Raw genomic sequence first — 18,964 nt, forward strand, 5'->3', positions numbered from 1 at the left:
TTTTGAGACCGTCATCGCGAGCCTGCTCGCGATGACGCCCGAACGGTCAGCGAAGATTCAGAGCCGATCCGCCCACTCAACCACCGGCATCTGTCGCTTCATCAACACCTTGCCCCCGCGAATCGAATACAGCGGCAGACCCTGGCTGCGGATCACCTCGTAATCGCTGTCCGCCGACAGAATCAGCAGATTCGCCGGCCGGCCCCGTTCCAGACCATAGCGATCGCCCAGGTTCATCGCCTTGGCACTGTTGTCCGTGACCAGGTCCAGCGCACTCTGCAAATTGCGATAACCGAGCATGTGGCAGATGTGCAAACCGGCCTCGAGCACCCGCAGGATGTTGCCATTGCCCAGCGGATACCACGGGTCGACGATCGAGTCCTGACCGAAACACACGTTCATCCCCGCTTCGAGCAACTCATTCACGCGAGTCACGCCACGGCGTTTCGGGAAGTTGTCGAAGCGGCCTTGCAGGTGAATGCTTTCGGTGGGGCAAGAAACAAAACTGATCCCCGAGTGCCCGAGCAAGCGAAACAGTTTCGCGCAGTAAGCGTTGTCGTAGGAGCCCATCGCCGTGGTGTGGCTGGCGGTGACGCGCGAACCCATGTCGCGGCTGCGGGCCTCTTCGGCCAGCACTTCAAGGAAGCGTGAGTGCGGGTCGTCGGTTTCGTCGCAATGCACGTCCACCAGACAGCCCGTACGTTCGGCCAGGTCCATCAGGAACTTCACCGAGCTTACGCCCTGGTCCCGGGTGTATTCGAAATGCGGAATGCCGCCGACCACATCGGCGCCCAGGCGGATCGCTTCTTCCATCAGCTCGCGCCCGTTGCGGTACGACTCGATGCCTTCCTGGGGGAACGCGACGATTTGCAAGTCGATAAGGTGGTGGCTTTCCTCGCGGACTTCGAGCATCGCCTTGAGCGCGATCAGTTCCGGGTCGGTGACATCGACGTGGGTGCGCACGTGCTGAATGCCGTGGGCGGCGAGGGTCTGGATGGTTTTTTTGGCGCGGGTCTTGGTGTCTTCCTGAGTGATGGTGGCCTTGCGCTCGCCCCAGCACTCGATGCCTTCGAACAGCGTACCGCTCATGTTCCAGCGCGGCTCGCCGGCCGTCAGGGTGGCGTCGAGGTGAATGTGCGGTTCGACGAAGGGCGGCACCACCAGATTACCGCCGGCGTCCAGGTCATCCGGCCCCAGTGACGGGGCTTCGGTTTGCCGGGCGATGCTGTGAATCAGGCCGTTTTCCAGGTGCAACTCATGCAGGCCTTCTTGGTTGCGCAGGCGGGCGTTGATGATGTGCATCAGGCGAGTCCTTTTAGAGATCTTGTAGTGGTGCTTCGGCGGTACGGGCACCCAGTACGCCGGTCAATAACACATACGTTAGCGCGGCAGTGGCAATCCCTACCAGCGGCGCGATCCACGGCGAGCTGAATGCTGCGACAGTGCCGACCGCATAAGCGCTCAGGCCAGGCCAGTTGAACGCCGGCAACCGGGCATCGGCCAGGCGTGGATATTGCCCACGGTAACGGAAGAAAAAGTCCGCCATGATCACCCCGCCAATCGGCGGAATCACCGTGCCCAGCAGAATCAGGTAAGGCACCAGCATGTCGTACATGCCCAGCAGCGCCAGCAGCGTGCCGATCACCGCGCCGGCCAGGGTCACGGTTTTACGGCGGCCGGTGCGCAACAGATTGCAGCCGGCGACGGCGAAGTTGTAGATCGTGTTGTCCTGGGTGCTCCAGATGTTGAGCAGCAACATCGCCATCGCGGCCATGGCGAAACCTTGCAGCAACAGCACTTCGACCACGTCCGGTTGCTGATAGACGATCGCGCCGTAGGCACCGATCAACACCATCAGGCCGTTGCCGATGAAAAAGCCGATCAGGCTTGCCAGCACCGCGACTCGCGCCGAACGGGAGAAACGTGTCCAGTTGGTCGCCTGGGTCGCGCCACTGACGAAGGTGCCGAACACCAGGGTAATCGCGGTCGACCAGTCCAGTGTTGCCGTCGGCACCACGGCGAGCAAACCCTCGAGCCCGCCGACCTTCACCGTCGCGACCCACATCGACAGCATCAGCAACAACATCATGGCGGGTACGGCGATGTACGACAGAATCTCCAGCCCTCGATAGCCGATGTACGCCGTGGCGCAAAAGCCCAGGCCGAACAGCACCATCAGCCCCAGAACGGTGCTTTCATTCAGTTCGAAATATTTGCCGAGTACGACGGCTGCGGTCGCGGTGCCCCAGGCGTACCAGCCGATCTGGGTGAAGCCGAGGATCAGGTCGTTGAGCTTGCTGCCCACTTCGCCGAAGCAGAAACGGCCCATCAACACCGAATTGAGGCCGCTTTTGAAGGCGATGTAGCCAAGTCCGGCTGCGTAGATTCCCAACAGCAGATTGCCGGCGATGATCACCGCCAGCATCTCGCTGAAACTGAACGCCACCCCCAGCTTGCCGCCGGCAAACATGGTCGCCGTGAAGAAGGTAAAACCCAGCAGCACCATGGCTGTGGAGGCGAGCCCCTTGCGGGCATGCATCGGGACTTCGCTTAAAGGGTAATCGTTGCCCGGATCGTTCTGCGTCATGTGGCATTCCTTGCTGGATGGAGGACGCGAGGGTGTTGCAGTGCTCGTGCCAATGGCGCGAGGGTGTTGTTCTTTATAGCCGAGCCGGCGGATTTAGCCTGAAGAGGGGCACGAAAGCAGTGCGGCGGTGGTTCAAATTGGAACGCAGCAATCAGGTAGTCACAAAGTCCTGTGGCGAGGGGGCTTGTCGGAACGCCGCATCGCCCCGTTGGGTTGCGAAGCAGCCCCAAAATCTCTGATATACCAAAGATCTTGTGAGCGCTACGCACTCAAACGGGGGCAAGCCCCCTCGCCACAGGGTCTCCGTCGCTCAGGCGTTCTGTGCCAACGGTAAAAACCGCAATATCGCCGCCATGATCGCCTCCGGTGCATCCTCCTGCACCAGATGCCCGGCATTCGCAACGGGATGAAACTGCGACCCCGCAATCATCTGATGCAACGCCCGCCCGCGTTCAATGGGAATCCACTGATCGTCTTCCCCCCAGAGAATCTGCACCGGGCAGCGAATCGTCGGGTACAGCGTTTCGATCTCGCGGGTATAACGCTCATCCATCTGCGCGATCTGCCGATAGAACGCCGCTTGCCCCGAATCACCCAGCCAGGGCTGCACGTAAGGCGCCAGCTCCTGATCGGAAATCTCGCGCTTGATCGCGCCACGAATATAGGTCGGCACAATCGCCCGTTGAATGTAATCAGGCAGCCCGCTGAACGCCGCTTCATGCTGACGCACATGCTGCACGAACGGCGAACCCCAGGGCGACAGCGCCACCGGGTCAATCAGCGTCAGGCTGCGGTAATCCTTGCCATTGAGCAGATGCGCGCGCAACACAGTGGCGCCGCCGAAATCGTGGGCTACCACGTCTGGCCGTTCCAGGCCCCAGTGCTCCAGCAATTGCGCCAACAGTTGGTTTTGTACGCCCAGCGACACATCGCCGTCCGGCTGTGCGGACTGCCCGTAACCCAGCAAATCGAAGTAATACACCCGGTGCGTGGTGATGAAGTGCGGCGCGATCCTGTGCCACACATGAGAAGAGAAGGGCGTGCCATGCACGAACACCAGCGGCGGACCGTCGCCACGTACGGCGTAGCGAACGGAGTGCCCGTTGAAACGATAGGTCTGAGCCAGCGGCCAGTCAGTCATGGGTGCGTCCTCTTGGCGTGTGCAAGGCCAAAAGCATAGGCATAAAAAAACAGCCATTGAAGGCTGTTTTTCATATCACTGACGAAACGCATTCTCCTTATGGGATTTACGTTTACTCACCGCGATAGATGCAACCGCTGGTGCAGGTCTCGTGGATGCGGATCGCGCTGAGTTCCGGCAACAACGGCTTCAACTCATTCCAGATCCACTTGGCCAGCACTTCGCTGGTCGGGTTTTCCAGGCCGGGAATGTCGTTCAGGTAATTGTGATCGAGGCGCTCGTAGAGCGGCTTGAAGATCTCTTTGATTTCAGAGAAATCGCGGATCCAGCCGGTGTGCGGATCGAGGTCGCCGCTCAGGTGAATCGCCACTTTGAACGAATGACCATGAAGGCGGCCGCACTTGTGGCCGTCCGGTACGTGGGGCAGGCGATGGGCGGATTCGAAGGTAAATTCTTTGAAGATTTCCACAGTGATGTTCAGCTCTTTCAGGTGGCGATCGCCGCGGCGATGTGGGCAGGTGGCGAGTTTACCAGAGCTCCGGGCAAAACACTGACTAAAGGGTCAGCAAGCGCTCGCCGAGGCGACCGTTGGCGGTCAGTTCAAGGAATTCATCGCCCAGGCGACGGCTTTCATCCATCGTTGCGCGCCAATACTTCTGTCGGCTCGGGGCATCGCCCATGAAGCGCTTGAAGTCGTTGCGGTCCGGCAGCTTGCCGTAGGGCAGGCGTGCCAGGTATTCCTTCGACGGGGCCAGCAGCAGAACATCCTGCAAGCGCTCAGGGCAGGCGCGGCGCCATGGCAGCGTCTTGTCGAACCAGCCGGGGATCACCCGGTCGGTGAAGTGCGGATACAGCACGATGTCGTTGCCGCTGTAGGGCAGGTCGAGGTGATAGTCCAGCAGACCACCATCGCGGAACGTCCCCGCGCCGGCCCCCGGCAAGTCGCGTACGCCTTGCATGACCATCGGGATCGAACCCGAGGCCAGCAGGGCCTGGCGCAGGTTGCCGGCATTCAGTGAGATGAAGCGCGACGGGAAGTCGTTCAGCGCGTTGACCGGTGGTGCCAGGCGCGGGTCGTGGATGATCAGCCGCTCGAAATGCCGCGACAGCCGTGAACGACCGCGCAGGTTGTCGGCGATCACTGACGACAGGCCCAGCCCCAACCGGCCGCGATGATCGTCCGCCAACAGGCCGTGGCTTTTGACCACCATGATGTTCAGGCGGTAGTGGGCGTTATCCAGAATCGAAGCATCGCGGCCGTCGAGCAAGTCATCGAGCATGCGTCGGGAGCTCTGGCTGATCTGCGCCATGGTCACGCCTTTGGCGAAGTTCTGCTCGGTGTACAGATGACCGAGGCGGCGGATGCCTTCGGCGGCATCCGGCAGGCAGGCGCTGGCGAACCGCCAGGAACCCACCGAGGCGCCGATCAGCGAACGCTCCCGGGGCGCCGCCGGCAGCCATTCGCCAAACAGCGCCAGGTCCAGACCCTGAATCCCCAGCGCTTTCGGGCCACCGGCGGCGCCCGGCAACGTGCCCACATCGGCAGCGTTCAAGCCGTTGGCACGGATGCGCGCCAGAGCACGCGGGCCGGCCTTGAGGGTCAGGGAAGGGAACTTGATGTGGATAGCGGTCATACCGGTCTCGATGTCTGGCAAGCAGGGATTATAAGCACCTCTTGGGCTGCGATTGTCCCCGATCAATGCAGGAGCTGCCGAAGGCTGCGATGCTTTAATCTTTGGCTGCGTCATGCACGCAAAAAATCCAAATCAAAAGATCGTCCGATCGCGGCCCGAGCCTTCGGCAGCTCCGGCTTATGCGTAAGCTATTCCCAATGATGGCAATTCAGTTTCAGTTAAGTTCGAATCGCTAAGGTCGCGCCGTCGGCAACACATAAGAAAATACGGAGCCACCCCATGAAAATCCTGACTGCCCTGTTCACCGCGTCCCTCATCTGCCTGACCGCCAGCCTCGCTCATGCCCGCGACCTGGGCCCCGACGAAACCCTGAGACTGCACGACGCTGGTACCATTGTGTCTTTCGAGAAGCTCAACGCCACCGCTCTGGCCAAACACCCCGGCTCGACCATCACCGGCACCGAGCTTGCAGAAGAGTACGGCAAGTACAAATACCAGATGGAACTGCGCGACCCGCAAGGCATTGAGTGGGATATGGAATTGGATGCGGTCAGCGGGCAGGTTCTCAGGGATCATCAGGATACGTAATGAAGGTGCTTTCATTTTCAAGCATGGCGCTGGTGCTTCTGGCTTTTTGCTCGGTGGCCGTGGCCCGCGACCTGGATCAGGACGAAGCCCTGCGCCTGCGCCAACAGGGCGTGATCCTGCCGCTGGAGCAGCTCTTGCAGCAAGCGCTGGACCGCTATCCCGGGGCCAAGTTGCTGGAAGCCGAGCTTGAAGAAAAACACGACGTCTATGTTTATGAAGTCGAGCTGCTGACCGCCGAAGGCGTGGTGCGCGAGCTGGACGTCGATGCCACCACCGGCCACGTGCTGAAAGACAAGGAAGATTGATCGATGCGTTTGCTCCTGGTGGAAGACCACGTGCCGCTGGCCGACGAATTGATGGCCGGCCTCAATCGGCAAGGCTACGCCGTGGACTGGCTGGCCGACGGCCGCGATGCGGTGTACCAGGGCAGCAGCGAGCCTTATGACCTGATCATCCTCGACCTTGGCCTGCCGGGTTTGCCGGGGCTTGAGGTGCTGGCGCAGTGGCGGGCCGGTGGCCTGGCCACGCCGGTGCTGATTCTCACCGCACGCGGTTCCTGGGCCGAGCGGATCGAAGGCCTCAAGGCCGGCGCCGACGATTACCTGAGCAAACCCTTCCACCCGGAAGAACTGCACCTGCGCATTCAGGCCTTGTTGCGCCGCTCCCACGGCCAGGCCAATCAGCCGACACTCAAGGCCGCCGGGCTGCACCTGGATGAAGGTCGCCAGTGCGTGACCCGCGACGGCGCCGACATCCAGCTCACCGCCGCCGAATTTCGCCTGCTGCGCTATTTCATGCTGCACCCCGAACAGATCCTTTCCAAAAGCCACCTCGCCGAACACCTCTATGACGGTGAAACCGAGCGCGACTCCAACGTGCTAGAAGTCCACGTCAATCACCTGCGCCGCAAGCTCGGCCGCAGCGTGATCGAAACCCGTCGCGGTCAGGGTTACCTGTTCGGCGGGCAAGCCCAGTGAGGTCGATCCAGCGCCGCTTGAGCCTGGGCCTGATCAGCGTGATGGTGATCGTCGGCCTGGTGCTGGCGCAAACCAGCCTGTGGCTGTTCGAAATGGGTTTGCAGCGCTACCTCGAAGCCGGGTTGCGCAACGACAGTGAAAACCTGCTGGTGGCGCTGGTGCGTGGCCCGCAGGGGTTGCAGCTGGATGAGCGCCATCTGTCGCCGGCCTATCAGCGCCCGTTTTCCGGGCACTATTTTCGTATCGACTTTGCCGACAGCCATTGGCGCTCCCGTTCGTTATGGGATCAGGACCTGCCGCGGCTCGAACACCCTGGCCTGAACAGCAACCTGCAACTGGGGCCGGAAGGGCAGCAGTTGCTGGTGCTGCGTTCGGACTACCGGCGGCTGGGCCAGGCGATTTCCATCAGCGTCGCTCAGGACTACACGCCGGTGCGCGAGAGTTTCTGTCGCATGCAACAAGTCGGTCTCGGGTTGGGGCTGGCGGGGCTGTTGCTGATTTTGCTGTTGCAACGGATCACCGTGCGCCGCGCCTTGCGCCCGCTGGAAAAGGCCCGCGAGCAAATCGCCCAGTTGCAGCAGGGCCAGCGTTCGCAACTCGACGAAGCCGTGCCGGTGGAGCTGGAACCGCTGGTGGCGCAGATCAACCATTTGCTGGCCCACACCGAAGACAGCCTCAAGCGCTCGCGCAATGCCTTGGGCAACTTGGGGCATGCGTTGAAAACCCCGTTGGCAGTGTTGTTGAGCCTGGCTTCCAGCGAGAAGCTCGATGCGCACCCGCAGCTGCGCAAGGTGATTCAAGCGCAACTGGAGCAGGTCCAGCAGCGACTCAATCGCGAACTCAACCGCGCCCGGTTGTCCGGCGATGCACTGCCGGGGGCGTTGTTTGATTGCGATGCCGAGCTGCCGGGGTTGCTGGCCACGCTGAACATGATTCACGGTGAACACCTCGACCTGAGCTACCGCGCACCGGCCGGTTTGCAACTGCCGTGGGATCGCGAAGATCTGCTGGAGTTGCTGGGCAACCTGCTGGACAACGCCTGCAAATGGGCGGATGCCGAGGTTCGGTTAAGCGTGGTTGAAACGGCTGAAAGTTTTCAGTTGAGCGTGGAAGACGATGGGCCGGGGATTCCCGAAGACCAGCGTGACCAGGTGTTCAGCCGCGGTACACGGCTTGATGAACAGACCGATGGGCATGGATTGGGATTGGGCATCGTGCGCGACATCGTCGACACGTGGGGCGGGGTGTTGAGGCTGGAGGAAAGCGAGTGGGGCGGCTTGAAAGTGATGATCGAACTGCCCAAACGCTGACACAGAGCGGAAGCCAACCCATAACCCTGTGGGAGCGCAATCCGTTACATATCGGCAATAGCTGTTCGCTTTGACAAGGGGACGATGCTGCGGCACAGTGCGCGCCCTCTAATAAAACCCTCTCTTCAATCCGCTGGCGGCGCTTATGCGCACTGCCGGCTGGACTCTTTCCGCTTGCCTTGAGGTAACGATGATTAATGCAGTAATTGCCGCGGTCGGCATCATGCTGATACTCAGCCTGTCCCGCGTGCATGTGGTAATCGCGCTGATTGTGGGCGCGCTGGTCGGTGGCTTGACCGGTGGTCTGGGGATCGATGCGACCCTCAAAGCCTTCAACAGCGGCCTCGGCGGCGGGGCGACGGTGGCGTTGTCCTACGCCTTGCTCGGCGCGTTCGCCGTGGCCATTGCCAAGTCCGGCTTGGCCCATGCCCTGGCGGACAAAGCCCTGGCCATGGTCGATCGTCAGCACGCCAACGGTGGCGGCAATGTCAAATGGCTGCTGATCGGCCTGCTATGGGTGGTGGCCATCGCCTCGCAGAACATTTTGCCGATTCATATCGCGTTTATCCCGTTGCTGGTGCCGCCTCTTTTATATGTGCTGACCAAACTGCAACTGGACCGGCGGTTGATCGCCTGCGTGATGACCTTCGGGCTGATCACGCCGTACATGTTCCTGCCGGTGGGCTTCGGCAACATCTTCCTCAATGAAATCCTGTTGGCCAACGTCGCCCGTAGCGGGGTGGACATCAGCGGCATCAACGTCACCCATGCCATGGGCATTCCGGCGCTGGGCATGGTGTTTGGCCTCGCGGCAGCCTTCATCAGCTACCGCAAGAAGCGCGTTTACGACCTGGAAAAGATCGAGCAAGTCGAACAGGTCGCGGTGCAGTACAACCCCTTGAGCCTGATGGTCGCCGGTCTGGCGATTGTCGTGGCGTTCATTATTCAGCTGTTGCTGGACTCGATGATTATCGGGGCGCTGGTGGGCTTCCTGATCTTTTCGGCGTCGGGCATCGTCAAGTGGCGTGAAACCGACGACCTGTTCACCGAAGGCATGAAGATGATGGCGATGATCGGCTTCATCATGATCGCCGCATCCGGTTTTGCTGAAGTGATGAAAGCCACCGGTCATGTGCAGACACTGGTGGAGTCCTCGGCCTCGTGGATCGACCACAGCAAAGGCATCGGGGCGCTGTTGATGCTGCTGGTGGGCCTGTTGGTGACCATGGGCATCGGCTCGTCGTTTTCCACCGTACCGATTCTGGCGGCGATTTTCGTGCCGTTGTGCGTGCAACTGGGCTTCAGCCCGATCGCCATCGTGTGCATCGTCGGCACTGCCGGCGCGCTGGGCGATGCCGGTTCACCGGCGTCGGACTCGACCCTGGGCCCGACCTCCGGTCTGAACATCGACGGCCAGCATCACCACATCTGGGACACCGTGGTCCCGACCTTCCTGCACTACAACCTGCCGTTGCTGGCGTTCGGTTGGGTGGCGGCGATGGTTCTGTAACCACTCTACCTTGTGGGACCGCGTTCAACTTTTGATCTGGCGTGCCGTTATAGCCTTTAACCACGCCAATAAAATCAAAAGAGTGAACGTCATGCGCATGAGCCTGAAGGCCAAAGTCCTGTCCCTTGCCGTCCTCCCGGTGTTGCTCTTTGCGCTGGTCATCAGCCTGACCACGCTGTTCATCCTGCAGGAACAGGCCCGCAAGGAAGTCGAGGAAACCCGTCAGCGCCTGCTCAGCGATGCCAAGGCAACCCTGCAAAGCTACGTTGCCGTGGCCATGACCGCGATCAAACCGCTCTACGACGCGGCCGCTCCCGGCGATGACGCGGCGCGGGCGCAGGTGATCAAGTTGCTGTCGAGTATCACCTACGGCAAGGACGGCTACTTCTTCGGCTACGACTCCAACACCGTGCGCCTGTTCAGGGCCAACAGCCCCGAAGGCGTGGGCCAGAGCTTCAAGGACAACCGCGACCCGAACGGCGTCTACGTTAACCGCGACCTGGTGAAAGTCGCCAAGGACGGGACCCACTACCTGCAATACAGCTCGACGATGCCCGGCAACAGCCAAGTGCTGGTGCCCAAGCTCGGCTACACCGAATACCTGCCGAAGTGGGACATGGCGGTCGGCTCCGCGGTCAACCTCGACGGCATCGAGGCTCAAGTGGCGCTGGTCGAGACCAAGGTCCAGGAACGCATGCAAGGCGTGGTGCTGAGCATTGTCGGGATTGCCGTGGTGGTGCTGCTGGTGATCGCCGCGGCCGGGATGCTGCTGGCCAATACCATTCTGCGTCCGCTGAACCTGATGAAAGCCAACCTCGACGACATCGCGGCGGGCGAGGGCGACCTGACCCGGCGCCTGACCATCACCAGCCAGGATGAACTCGGCGAACTGGCCGGCTCGTTCAACCGTTTCGTCGACAAGATCCACGGCCTGGTGCGGCAGATCACCGAAATGACCTCGCAACTGACCGGGCTGGTGAATCAGGTTTCCGATCAGGCCCAACGCTCGGATCAGGCCATGGAGCGCCAGCGTCACGAGACCGATCAGGTGGCCACGGCGATCAACCAAATGTCGGCGGCGGCCCAGGAAGTGGCCAAGAGCGCGCAAAACGCCGCGGTCGCTGCCCAGCAGACCGACGAAGAAGGCCAGGCCGCCAAGCGCGTGGTGGCCGGCAGCATCGTGAAGATTCATGCACTGGTGAACGACATTCGCAGCAGCGGCGTGTCCCTCGACAGCCTGCAGAAAGACGTGTCGTCGATTGTCAGCGTGCTCGGGGTGATCCGTTCGATTGCCGAGCAGACCAACCTGCTGGCGCTCAACGCCGCCATTGAAGCAGCCCGCGCCGGTGAGGCCGGGCGTGGTTTTGCGGTGGTCGCCGACGAAGTGCGGGCGCTGGCCAGTCGCACGCAAATCAGCACCCAGGAAATCCAGGGCATGATCGACCGCTTGCAGGCCGGCACCCAATCGGCGGTCGAGTCCATGCGCCGCTCCAGCGAGGCCGGCGACGGCACATCGGCCCAGGCCAACGAGGCCGGGGCGTCGCTGGACGCCATGGCCCAGTTGATCGGCACCATCAACTCGATGAACGCGCAGATTGCCAGCGCCGCCGAAGAGCAAACCGCCGTGGCCGAAGAGATCAACCGCAGCGTGCACCAGATCGCCGTGGCGGTAGACAGCGTCGCCGACGAGACCCAGCGCGGCGCACAAACCTCGCGCAGCCTGGCCGATCTCGGTCAGCGCCTGGGGCAATTGGTCGGGCAATTCCGTATTTGATTGATGTCGCTGAGAGAGTTATGCGATCTGCAGCAGCTGCCGAGCCCGCGAGGCTGCTGCTACGGGGGAGCCACATCGCGACTACCCTCAATAGTAAGCAAACTCCGTCCAGGCATCTGTTTGAACCGGTTTCTGCAACGGGCGGTCATTTGCTTCAGGTGCCGCGCACCCGCGGCACCCGGACGACCCTAACCATGGAGTCAGACTCATGAACGACGGTACCTGCGACTGCCCGAAATGCTCCTGCAAACTGGGCGATCACCCCATCGTGCGTCACGGCAAGCACTATTGCTGTGAAGCCTGCGCCCACCATCACCAACACGGCGAAGAATGCTCCACCAAAGGCTGCAAGTGCGCTAAGCCCTGACCGCTCACCCAAAAAAGTGGAGCCGCTGCGGCTCCACTTTCAGTTTGAATATTCACTCTCCCTTTCAAAGCTCAACTCGTCGGCCGCCAGGTCACATTCTCGACGCCGAATTTTTCCGCCACAGGTTTGCTGGTCTTTTGCACCCGCTCACGGCCAAAACGCGGGATCCGGCCTATTCCGGCGTCGCAACTTGCCCAGTGCCAGGCTTCTGCGTTGTCCATTTTGTCCTGGCGGATGATGAAAGACTTGGGCTTGCCATGAAGTGTGTATTCAATGACGAAAAGTTTTGCGTTGTTCATAAAACCTGTATTCCTCCCTGTTGTAATAGAAGGATCGCCAGGCGCGCGAAAAATTCAGTCGGATTGTCAGTCGGTTACAGCGACTGGCGACACGTCGCAGGCCTCGCTACCATGGAGCCTTTCCGCCCCTCAATGATCCTAGCCTATGGCCAAGGCCGCACCCCCTGATTTAAGCGATACCGATGTGCCGGTGCAACCGCTGGCACGTACTTACCCGCGTGGGTTGTATATCGAGCCTCACGAACATGTGTGGGGCCAGTTGCTGTACGCGATGAGCGGCGTGATGTGGGTCGAGACACCCCATGAAGCACTGGTGGTGCCGCCGCAACGGGCGGTCTGGCTGCCGCCGGGTGTGCCGCACGGGATTCGCGTGGTCTCTGACTTGCAGATGCGCAACATCTACCTGCGGCCGTCATTGGCGGCGACACTGGACGACAGTGTGCAAGTGATTGAAGTCGGCGGCTTGCTGCGCGAACTGATCGTCGGGTTGGTGGAGCAGGGCGACGACGGTGCCCCGGATTACTACGACGCGCTGGTCGGCCTGGCCTTGCTGGAGCTCAAGCGCGCCCGGCGCTCATTGCTGAAAATACCGCTACCGGACGATTCCGACCGGCGGCTGATGAACCTGTGCCAGGCGGTCATGGCCTCACCGTCGCTGGACATTCCCTTCGAGCAGCACGCCGAAAATGCCGGTGCCAGCGTGCGTACCCTGGCGCGGTTGTTCAAGGACGGTTTGGGCATGGGCTTCGCCGAATGGCGGCGGCAGGTGCAACTGGCGACCGCGGCGGCCGAATTGATTCAGGGCGTACCGGTCAGTGCGATAGCCCGGGAACTGGGTTATTCGCCGAGCAGCTTCAGCGACATGTTCCGCCGGGAACTGGGTGTCGCGCCTTCGCAGTTTTGCGTGAGCCAGCAACGGGGCGGCGCTGCGTAAAAAGCGCTTTGGCCGACATTCAGAAGTACTTGGCCGACGTCCGTGGCGACCTCTCTCTAGACTCTGCGCATACCCTCTTATGCCACGGAGTCTGTCATGAACTACCTTATCTCGTTGGGTATCGGTCTGGGCGTCGGCCTGCTCTATGGCGCGCTGGATTTTCGTTCCCCCGCACCGCCGGCCATCGCGCTGGTGGGCCTGCTGGGCATGCTTGCCGGTGAGCAGTTGTGGCCCTTGGGTCGGCAACTGGTGGCGGGCTGGATCTCCTGAAACCTCTTATCCATTTGGTGGAAATGCCCATGAAAGCACTGCAATTCGACAAAACCGGCGACCTCTCGGCCCTGCGCTACGTTGAGGTGCCCACCCCCGTTCCCGGCGCTGACGAAGTGCTGGTCCAGATCAAGGCGGCGGGCCTCAATCCCAGCGATGTGAAAAACGTACTGGGGCGCTTTCCCTACACCACATTGCCGCGGATTCCCGGGCGTGATTTCGCCGGTATCGTCGTCGAAGGCCCGCAGGCGCTGATCGGCCAGGAAGTCTGGGGCACCGGCCGGGAGCTGGGCTTCTTTGCCGACGGTTCCCACGCGCAATTCGTCAAACTGCCGGCCAATGGCGTGGCGCTGAAGCCGACGCATCTGAGCTTTGCCCAGGCTGCCAGCCTCGGTGTGCCGTACACCACGGCGTGGGATGCGCTGGAGCGCAGTCTTGTCACGACCGGAACGCGGTTGTTGGTGATCGGCGGCGGGGCGGTGGGCAGCGCAGCATTGGCGCTGGCCAAAGTCCGGGGCGCCCAAGTGCTGGCGGCGGCGCGGCGGCCGGAGCAGGTCAAGGATTTGCAGGCTCAGGGTTATCAGACGCTGCAACTGGATAAGCCTGAGGACCTGGGCGCACAGGTCAACGCCGTGTATGCCGGCGGTGCCGACGTGATCTTCGACACCACCGGTTTCTGGCTACCGGCCTCGGTCCCGGCGCTGGCCGCGTTCGGTCGCATCGCAATCATCGCCGCGCCGGCGGATGGGCATGTGCAATTGCCGGCCCTGGCGCTGTATCGCAAGGGCGGTTCGGTGGTAGGGATCAATTCGTTGCTGTACGGGGTTCAGGCGTGTGCGGCGATGCTCGAACAGTTCGGAAGCTTTTTCGATCAGGGCCTGTTGCCGTTGCCGGAAGGGCTAGTTGAATCGCCGTTGGCCGAGGGGCTGGAACGGTATGCCGAGGTGAATCAGGGCAGTGGCGACAAGGTGATTTTGTTGCCGTAAAGAGCTTCGCGGGCAAGCCTCGCTCCTACAGGTTGGTGTCGATTTCGAACCGTAGGAGCGAGGCTTGCCCGCGAAAGCGTCCTCAAGCCGAACTCAAACCTCAGGCACGCCTTTCTCCCAAGCCGACCAATTCTTTAAAATCTCCTGCACCAACGGATTCCCCGTGCGGTACAGGTTCTCCAGTGCCGGCACAAACCCGCCCTGATCGGCGTATTTGAGCAGGTTATCCACCTCGCTCTGGCCCGGCGCGGGCCGGTCGAAGTCGGAACCGGCGCGTACCACCGCCAAACGGCGGACATCCACCAGACCTTCGCGACTGGCCCGCAGCAGTGCCTCGTAGGTGGAGTTGTCTTCCTGCTGAGTGGTGCAGTAGACACCTTCGTTGTTGGTCAGCAATTTTGTCCAGACTTCCGCCCGCTCACTCAAGCGCGTCCCGGAAAACCAGGTATTGCCCGCCAGCGTGTCGCACTGGGTCACCACCGGCGGCTGATTGGCCGGGGCCGACGGATACTTCAAGCGCCACGCCGCCGACTCCTTGCTCTCGCTCAGCTCGACCTTGTGGCTCAGGGCGAAGGCCTTGGCCTGCAGCTTTGGGTTGAGTTCGAAGACTTCGGTCTTGTAATCCAGCGGTGGTTTTTCGTTCGGGCCTTTGGTGTTGATGCCCAGGTAACCGGTCGGCCAGTCTTTCGGCGCGTCCCGGGAGTCCAGTTCCCACTGGGTGCCGAACTCCACCAGGTAGTGCGCCCACGCGGTGGTGCCGATGGTCCCGTGTTTCGGGCTGATGCCGGCAATCCCGGCGATCAGGAAGTAACTTTTGCGCAGGTCGAATTTCGGCGACAGCGCCAGGGCCAGGGTCGAGGCCGCCGCATTGGTCTGGCCCATGCCGGTGACCATCAGGCATACCTGTTCGATGTTGCAGCGAATGTTCGGGTACTCGGCGGACAGGCCCGGTACTCGCACTTCCTGCTTGAGTTCCAGGCGATCGATCCAGTTCTGCGCCTCGGGAGCGAACATAGTGATCAGCATCACTTTCGGCTGGATCGGCGCTTCTACCGCCCAGGCAGAGGAAGAGAGCAGGGTGCTTGCCGCAAAACCGACAGACAGGGAAATACGCGTCATTGCTTTCATAAAACCTCCTGATTCAAATGAGCCTTAAAACTGATAGCCGACACCGGCGTAGTAACCCCAGCCGTTGGAACGGGCGCGGAAGTCGCCGTCGCCGAAATTCAACTCACTGCCGTCCTCCCAGTTGCCGCCGTTGTGGAAGTAACGGCCGACCAGGGTGAAACGCAAGTGGGTGAAGGCGTAGAGCAACACGTTGGTGGCCACGGTGGCATTGGCGGTGCGGGCCGGGTTGTCCTTGTGCAGGTCGGAGCCGAAGTCGAAGTTGGTGAAACCGATGTAGGTCAACGAAGCGCCGTTGCTGAAACTGCTGATGGGCACGATGTATTTGAGCTGGGCGCGGTAGCCGTCCCACGAATACTCGTTGCTGGCGCCGTAGTTTTCCCACTGGTAGCGACCGTAGAAGTTGGCCGACAGGTTGACCCGCGAATGGGTGTCGATGTCGGTGCCGAGGCCGCTGTACAGCGTGTTGGCGCGGTTGGCGCGGTTGCTGCCGTGGTCGTAGATCCAGTCGAACGCCACGTACCATTCCTTGAACGGCCCGACGGCCAGGCTGCGGCCGGCGAGGTAGTCGATGGAAATCCGCGGTTCGTGCTCCATGAACACTGGCGAGCCGTGGTCCCATACGCCTTTGTCATGGCTGTTGCCGATGTCGAAGATCTTCGGAATGTCGATGTAGCCGTACAACTCGAAGGGCCCCTTGCGGCCGAAGTACTCGTATTCCAAGTAGATGTCGTCGGCCGGTTGCGGGCCGAAACTGATGTCCTTGCTGCCGATGACGGTCAGGTCCTGATTGAACCAGTCCGACAGGTACGCGCCTTTTTTTGGTGGGTTGGCTTCAGGGCTGAGGGCTTCGCCCTGGGCGGATTCTTCGGTGGTGGCCGGTTGGGCCAACGCGGAGCTGCTGAGTAGTCCTGTAACGCTGGCCAACAGCAAGGAAACAGCAAACGTGCGCGAGCAAGTCACGCGACTGGAGGTGCAATGCATTAAAAGTCCCTTTTCGTGCGTATCGAAGCCCCGATGGTGCGGGCTTGTGCGGTTTAAGTGGCGAACAGGCCGGTATCGGCGACTCGCAAACGTTTGCACAAGCCATACCAATTTTCGCAATGCGCTGAAAAGCCGGAGGAATTGGCGGTTTTGCTGTCCTTTTGGTCAAGGATTTCGAGGGGCGGGGGAAAGGCGGGGAGCTGAATGCACCAAAGTGAGTTTCGCTGCACAAAGATCGTTCTTACGCGGCTTCTGCCAAATGGGGTTGCTGTAGAATCCTCGCCATTGACTTCACAAGGTGCATCCCATGAGCGAGCCGATACGTCTGACCCAATACAGCCACGGCGCAGGTTGCGGCTGCAAGATTTCGCCCCAGGTGCTGGAGGTGATTCTGGCCGGCAGCGGGGCGCAGAACCTGGACCCGAAACTCTGGGTTGGCAACGCCTCGCGCGATGACGCGGCGGTGTATGCCATCGATGAAGAGCGCGGCGTGGTGTCGACCACTGACTTCTTTATGCCGATCGTCGACGATCCGTTCGATTTCGGCCGTATCGCCGCCACCAACGCCATCAGCGACATTTACGCCATGGGCGGCGATCCGTTGATGGCGATTGCGATCCTCGGCTGGCCGGTCAATGTGCTGGCGCCGGAGATTGCCCGGGAAGTGATTCGCGGCGGGCGGTCGGTCTGCGATGAAGCGGGAATCCCCTTGGCCGGCGGCCATTCCATCGACGCACCTGAGCCGATCTTCGGTCTGGCCGTGACCGGACTGGTGGAAAAGCGCCACATGAAGCGCAACGACACCGCCACCGCCGGATGCCTGCTCTATCTCACCAAACCCTTGGGCATCGGCATCCTCACCACCGCCGAGAAAAAGGGCAAGTTGCGCAATGCCGACATCGGCCTGGCCCGCGACTGGATGTGCACCCTGAACAAACCCGGCAGCCGTTTTGGCAAGCTCGATGGCGTGACCGCAATGACTGACGTCACCGGTTTCGGCCTGCTCGGGCATCTGGTGGAAATGGCCGACGGCAGCAACGTGACCGCCCGCATCGGCTATGACCGTGTGCCGCGCCTGCCGGGCGTCGAGTATTACCTCGATCAGGGCTGCGTGCCCGGCGGCACACTGCGCAATTTCGACAGCTACGCCAGCAAGGTCGGTCGGCTCCAGGAGTTGCACAAGCGCGTGCTCTGCGACCCGCAGACCAGCGGCGGTTTGCTGATTGCGGTCAAGCCCGAAGGCGACGCAGCGTTCCTGGCGGTGGCGGCCGAACTTGGGCTGGCCCTTCAGCCCATCGGCGAACTGGTTGAGCGACAGACCCACGCGGTTGAGGTGGTTTGATGTCCAGAGACTTCACCGATTACCGCGACATCTTCCTCAACGACCGGCCGATGATGGATGTGCGCGCGCCGATCGAATTCCTCAAAGGCTCATTCCCCGGCGTGGTCAACCTGCCGCTGATGAATGACCACGAGCGGCAACGGGTCGGCACTTGCTACAAGCAACACGGTCAGCAAGCGGCCATCACGCTGGGGCATCAGTTGGTGGCCGGCGCGATCAAGGCCGAGCGCATCCAGGCCTGGGCCGATTTTGCCCGGGCGCATCCGGATGGTTATTTGTATTGTTTTCGCGGCGGACTGCGTTCGCAGATCACCCAGCAGTGGCTCAAGGACGAAGCGGGCATCGACTATCCGCGGGTCGGTGGCGGCTACAAGGCCATGCGCACCTTCTTGCTCGATACGCTCGACCAGGCCGTTGCCCAGTGCGATTTCGTTTTGCTGGGCGGCATGACCGGCACCGGCAAGACCGAGGTGCTCGCTCAATTGAGCAACGCGCTGGACCTTGAAGGTCACGCCCATCATCGCGGCTCCAGCTTCGGCAAACGCGCCACCGGCCAACCCTCCAACATCGACTTTGAAAACCGCCTGGCCGTGGACGTGCTGAAAAAGCGTGCCAGCGGTATCGAGCAGTTTGTGCTCGAAGACGAGAGCCGCGCGATCGGCAGTTGTGCGCTGCCGTTGCCGCTGTATCAGGGCATGCAGCAGTTTCCGATGGTCTGGCTGGAAGACAGCCTGGAAGGGCGCGTCGAGCGGATCCTGCGCGATTACGTGGTGGATTTATGCGCCGAGTTCACCGAGGTGTATGGCGATGAAGGCTTCGCGCTGTTTTCCGAGCGGATGTTGGCGAGCCTGAACAATGTCCAGAAACGCCTGGGCGGCGAACGTCATCGGCGGATGCTGACCTTGATGGAAGATGCGCTGGCGGAACAGGCCAATAGCGGCGCGGTGGACTTGCACCGGGGCTGGATCGAAGGGTTGCTGCGTGAGTATTACGACCCGATGTATGTGTTTCAGCGGGAGAAGAAGGGCGCGCGGATCGAGTTTGTCGGGGATCGGGGGGCGGTTCTCGAATATTTGCGGGAGCGGGGTAAGCAGCGGGGGTGATGTTGTTTTTACTGGCCCCTTCGCGAGCCTGCT

Annotated in this window: 20 protein-coding genes; 12 read left to right on the top strand and 8 right to left on the bottom strand. The window is 61.4% G+C overall.

The genetic code is table 11. The features are described 5' to 3' along the window. Positions 1-57: 57 nt before the first annotated feature. The 5 genes from codA to ACEN8R_RS05275 all read right to left on the bottom strand — a co-directional run bounded on the left by codA (position 58) and on the right by ACEN8R_RS05275 (position 5,362). Complete coding sequence (gene codA, locus ACEN8R_RS05255; protein ID WP_018925368.1) at positions 58-1,302, bottom strand: cytosine deaminase; 1,245 nt, start codon at positions 1,300-1,302, stop codon at positions 58-60. Positions 1,303-1,315: 13 nt separating this feature from the next. Then, a complete protein-coding gene (gene codB, locus ACEN8R_RS05260; RefSeq protein ID WP_495624610.1) occupies positions 1,316-2,587 on the bottom strand; it encodes a cytosine permease in 1,272 nt (423 codons plus the stop codon). Between the two features lie 310 nt (positions 2,588-2,897). Next, positions 2,898-3,728 (bottom strand): alpha/beta fold hydrolase, encoded by an 831-nt coding sequence (locus ACEN8R_RS05265; protein WP_018925370.1) that lies wholly within the window; start codon positions 3,726-3,728, stop codon positions 2,898-2,900. A 112-nt stretch (positions 3,729-3,840) separates the two neighbouring features. Beyond that, positions 3,841-4,197, bottom strand: coding sequence for a 6-carboxytetrahydropterin synthase QueD (gene queD / locus ACEN8R_RS05270; protein ID WP_007933061.1), 357 nt, complete (start codon positions 4,195-4,197; stop codon positions 3,841-3,843). Positions 4,198-4,282: 85 nt separating this feature from the next. Beyond that, positions 4,283-5,362, bottom strand: coding sequence for a hypothetical protein (locus ACEN8R_RS05275; protein WP_018925371.1), 1,080 nt, complete (start codon positions 5,360-5,362; stop codon positions 4,283-4,285). A 279-nt stretch (positions 5,363-5,641) separates the two neighbouring features. On the opposite strand from ACEN8R_RS05275, the gene ACEN8R_RS05280 reads away from it, so the two are divergent. The 7 genes from ACEN8R_RS05280 (at position 5,642) to ACEN8R_RS05310 (ending at position 11,888) form a co-directional block, all read left to right on the top strand. Then, positions 5,642-5,950 carry a PepSY domain-containing protein gene (locus tag ACEN8R_RS05280; RefSeq protein ID WP_018925372.1) on the top strand — a complete coding sequence of 103 codons (309 nt, stop codon included), beginning with the start codon at positions 5,642-5,644 and terminating at the stop codon, positions 5,948-5,950. Beyond that, positions 5,950-6,255, top strand: a complete 306-nt coding sequence (locus tag ACEN8R_RS05285; protein WP_018925373.1) for a PepSY domain-containing protein — start codon at positions 5,950-5,952, stop codon at positions 6,253-6,255. The genes ACEN8R_RS05280 and ACEN8R_RS05285 overlap by 1 nt, the downstream gene beginning before the upstream one ends. Before the next feature lie 3 nt (positions 6,256-6,258). Next, a complete protein-coding gene (locus ACEN8R_RS05290) occupies positions 6,259-6,927 on the top strand; it encodes a response regulator transcription factor (RefSeq protein WP_018925374.1) in 669 nt (222 codons plus the stop codon). Further along, on the top strand, positions 6,924-8,237 hold the full coding sequence (locus ACEN8R_RS05295; protein ID WP_018925375.1) for a sensor histidine kinase: 1,314 nt from the start codon (positions 6,924-6,926) through the stop codon (positions 8,235-8,237). The genes ACEN8R_RS05290 and ACEN8R_RS05295 overlap by 4 nt, the downstream gene beginning before the upstream one ends. Positions 8,238-8,430: 193 nt before the next feature. Continuing rightward, the gene (locus ACEN8R_RS05300) at positions 8,431-9,747 is read left to right on the top strand and encodes a Na+/H+ antiporter family protein (protein WP_167331173.1); all 1,317 of its coding nucleotides are present in this window, start codon (positions 8,431-8,433) and stop codon (positions 9,745-9,747) included. Between the two features lie 97 nt (positions 9,748-9,844). After that, positions 9,845-11,521: a methyl-accepting chemotaxis protein CtpM gene (gene ctpM / locus ACEN8R_RS05305; RefSeq protein ID WP_495624998.1), complete on the top strand. Its 1,677-nt coding sequence runs from the start codon at positions 9,845-9,847 to the stop codon at positions 11,519-11,521. A 208-nt stretch (positions 11,522-11,729) separates the two neighbouring features. Continuing rightward, the gene (locus tag ACEN8R_RS05310) at positions 11,730-11,888 is read left to right on the top strand and encodes a metallothionein (RefSeq protein WP_018925378.1); all 159 of its coding nucleotides are present in this window, start codon (positions 11,730-11,732) and stop codon (positions 11,886-11,888) included. Between the two features lie 71 nt (positions 11,889-11,959). On the opposite strand, the gene ACEN8R_RS05315 is transcribed toward ACEN8R_RS05310, so the two are convergent. Then, a complete protein-coding gene (locus ACEN8R_RS05315; RefSeq protein WP_018925379.1) occupies positions 11,960-12,187 on the bottom strand; it encodes a DUF6555 family protein in 228 nt (75 codons plus the stop codon). A 145-nt stretch (positions 12,188-12,332) separates the two neighbouring features. On the opposite strand from ACEN8R_RS05315, the gene ACEN8R_RS05320 reads away from it, so the two are divergent. The 3 genes from ACEN8R_RS05320 (at position 12,333) to ACEN8R_RS05330 (ending at position 14,377) form a co-directional block, all read left to right on the top strand. After that, a complete protein-coding gene (locus tag ACEN8R_RS05320; RefSeq protein ID WP_018925380.1) occupies positions 12,333-13,121 on the top strand; it encodes an AraC family transcriptional regulator in 789 nt (262 codons plus the stop codon). 96 nt (positions 13,122-13,217) lie between these two features. After that, entirely contained in the window at positions 13,218-13,391 is a 174-nt protein-coding gene (locus ACEN8R_RS05325; protein ID WP_007933035.1) for a DUF1427 family protein, read from the top strand. Positions 13,392-13,420: 29 nt separating this feature from the next. Further along, positions 13,421-14,377, top strand: coding sequence for a quinone oxidoreductase family protein (locus tag ACEN8R_RS05330; protein WP_018925381.1), 957 nt, complete (start codon positions 13,421-13,423; stop codon positions 14,375-14,377). A 93-nt stretch (positions 14,378-14,470) separates the two neighbouring features. Here ACEN8R_RS05330 and ACEN8R_RS05335 read toward each other — a convergent pair whose 3' ends face one another. Continuing rightward, complete coding sequence (locus ACEN8R_RS05335) at positions 14,471-15,505, bottom strand: purine-nucleoside phosphorylase (protein ID WP_018925382.1); 1,035 nt, start codon at positions 15,503-15,505, stop codon at positions 14,471-14,473. Positions 15,506-15,529: 24 nt separating this feature from the next. After that, on the bottom strand, positions 15,530-16,486 hold the full coding sequence (locus ACEN8R_RS05340) for a nucleoside-specific channel-forming protein Tsx (RefSeq protein WP_018925383.1): 957 nt from the start codon (positions 16,484-16,486) through the stop codon (positions 15,530-15,532). 307 nt (positions 16,487-16,793) lie between these two features. Between ACEN8R_RS05340 and selD the strand changes: the two genes are divergently transcribed. Further along, a complete protein-coding gene (gene selD / locus ACEN8R_RS05345; protein WP_018925384.1) occupies positions 16,794-17,828 on the top strand; it encodes a selenide, water dikinase SelD in 1,035 nt (344 codons plus the stop codon). Next, complete coding sequence (gene mnmH / locus ACEN8R_RS05350; protein WP_018925385.1) at positions 17,828-18,931, top strand: tRNA 2-selenouridine(34) synthase MnmH; 1,104 nt, start codon at positions 17,828-17,830, stop codon at positions 18,929-18,931. Before selD ends, mnmH begins: the two co-directional genes overlap by 1 nt. Positions 18,932-18,964 lie beyond the last annotated feature (33 nt).

Source organism: Pseudomonas sp. Pseusp15 (genome assembly GCF_059492165.1).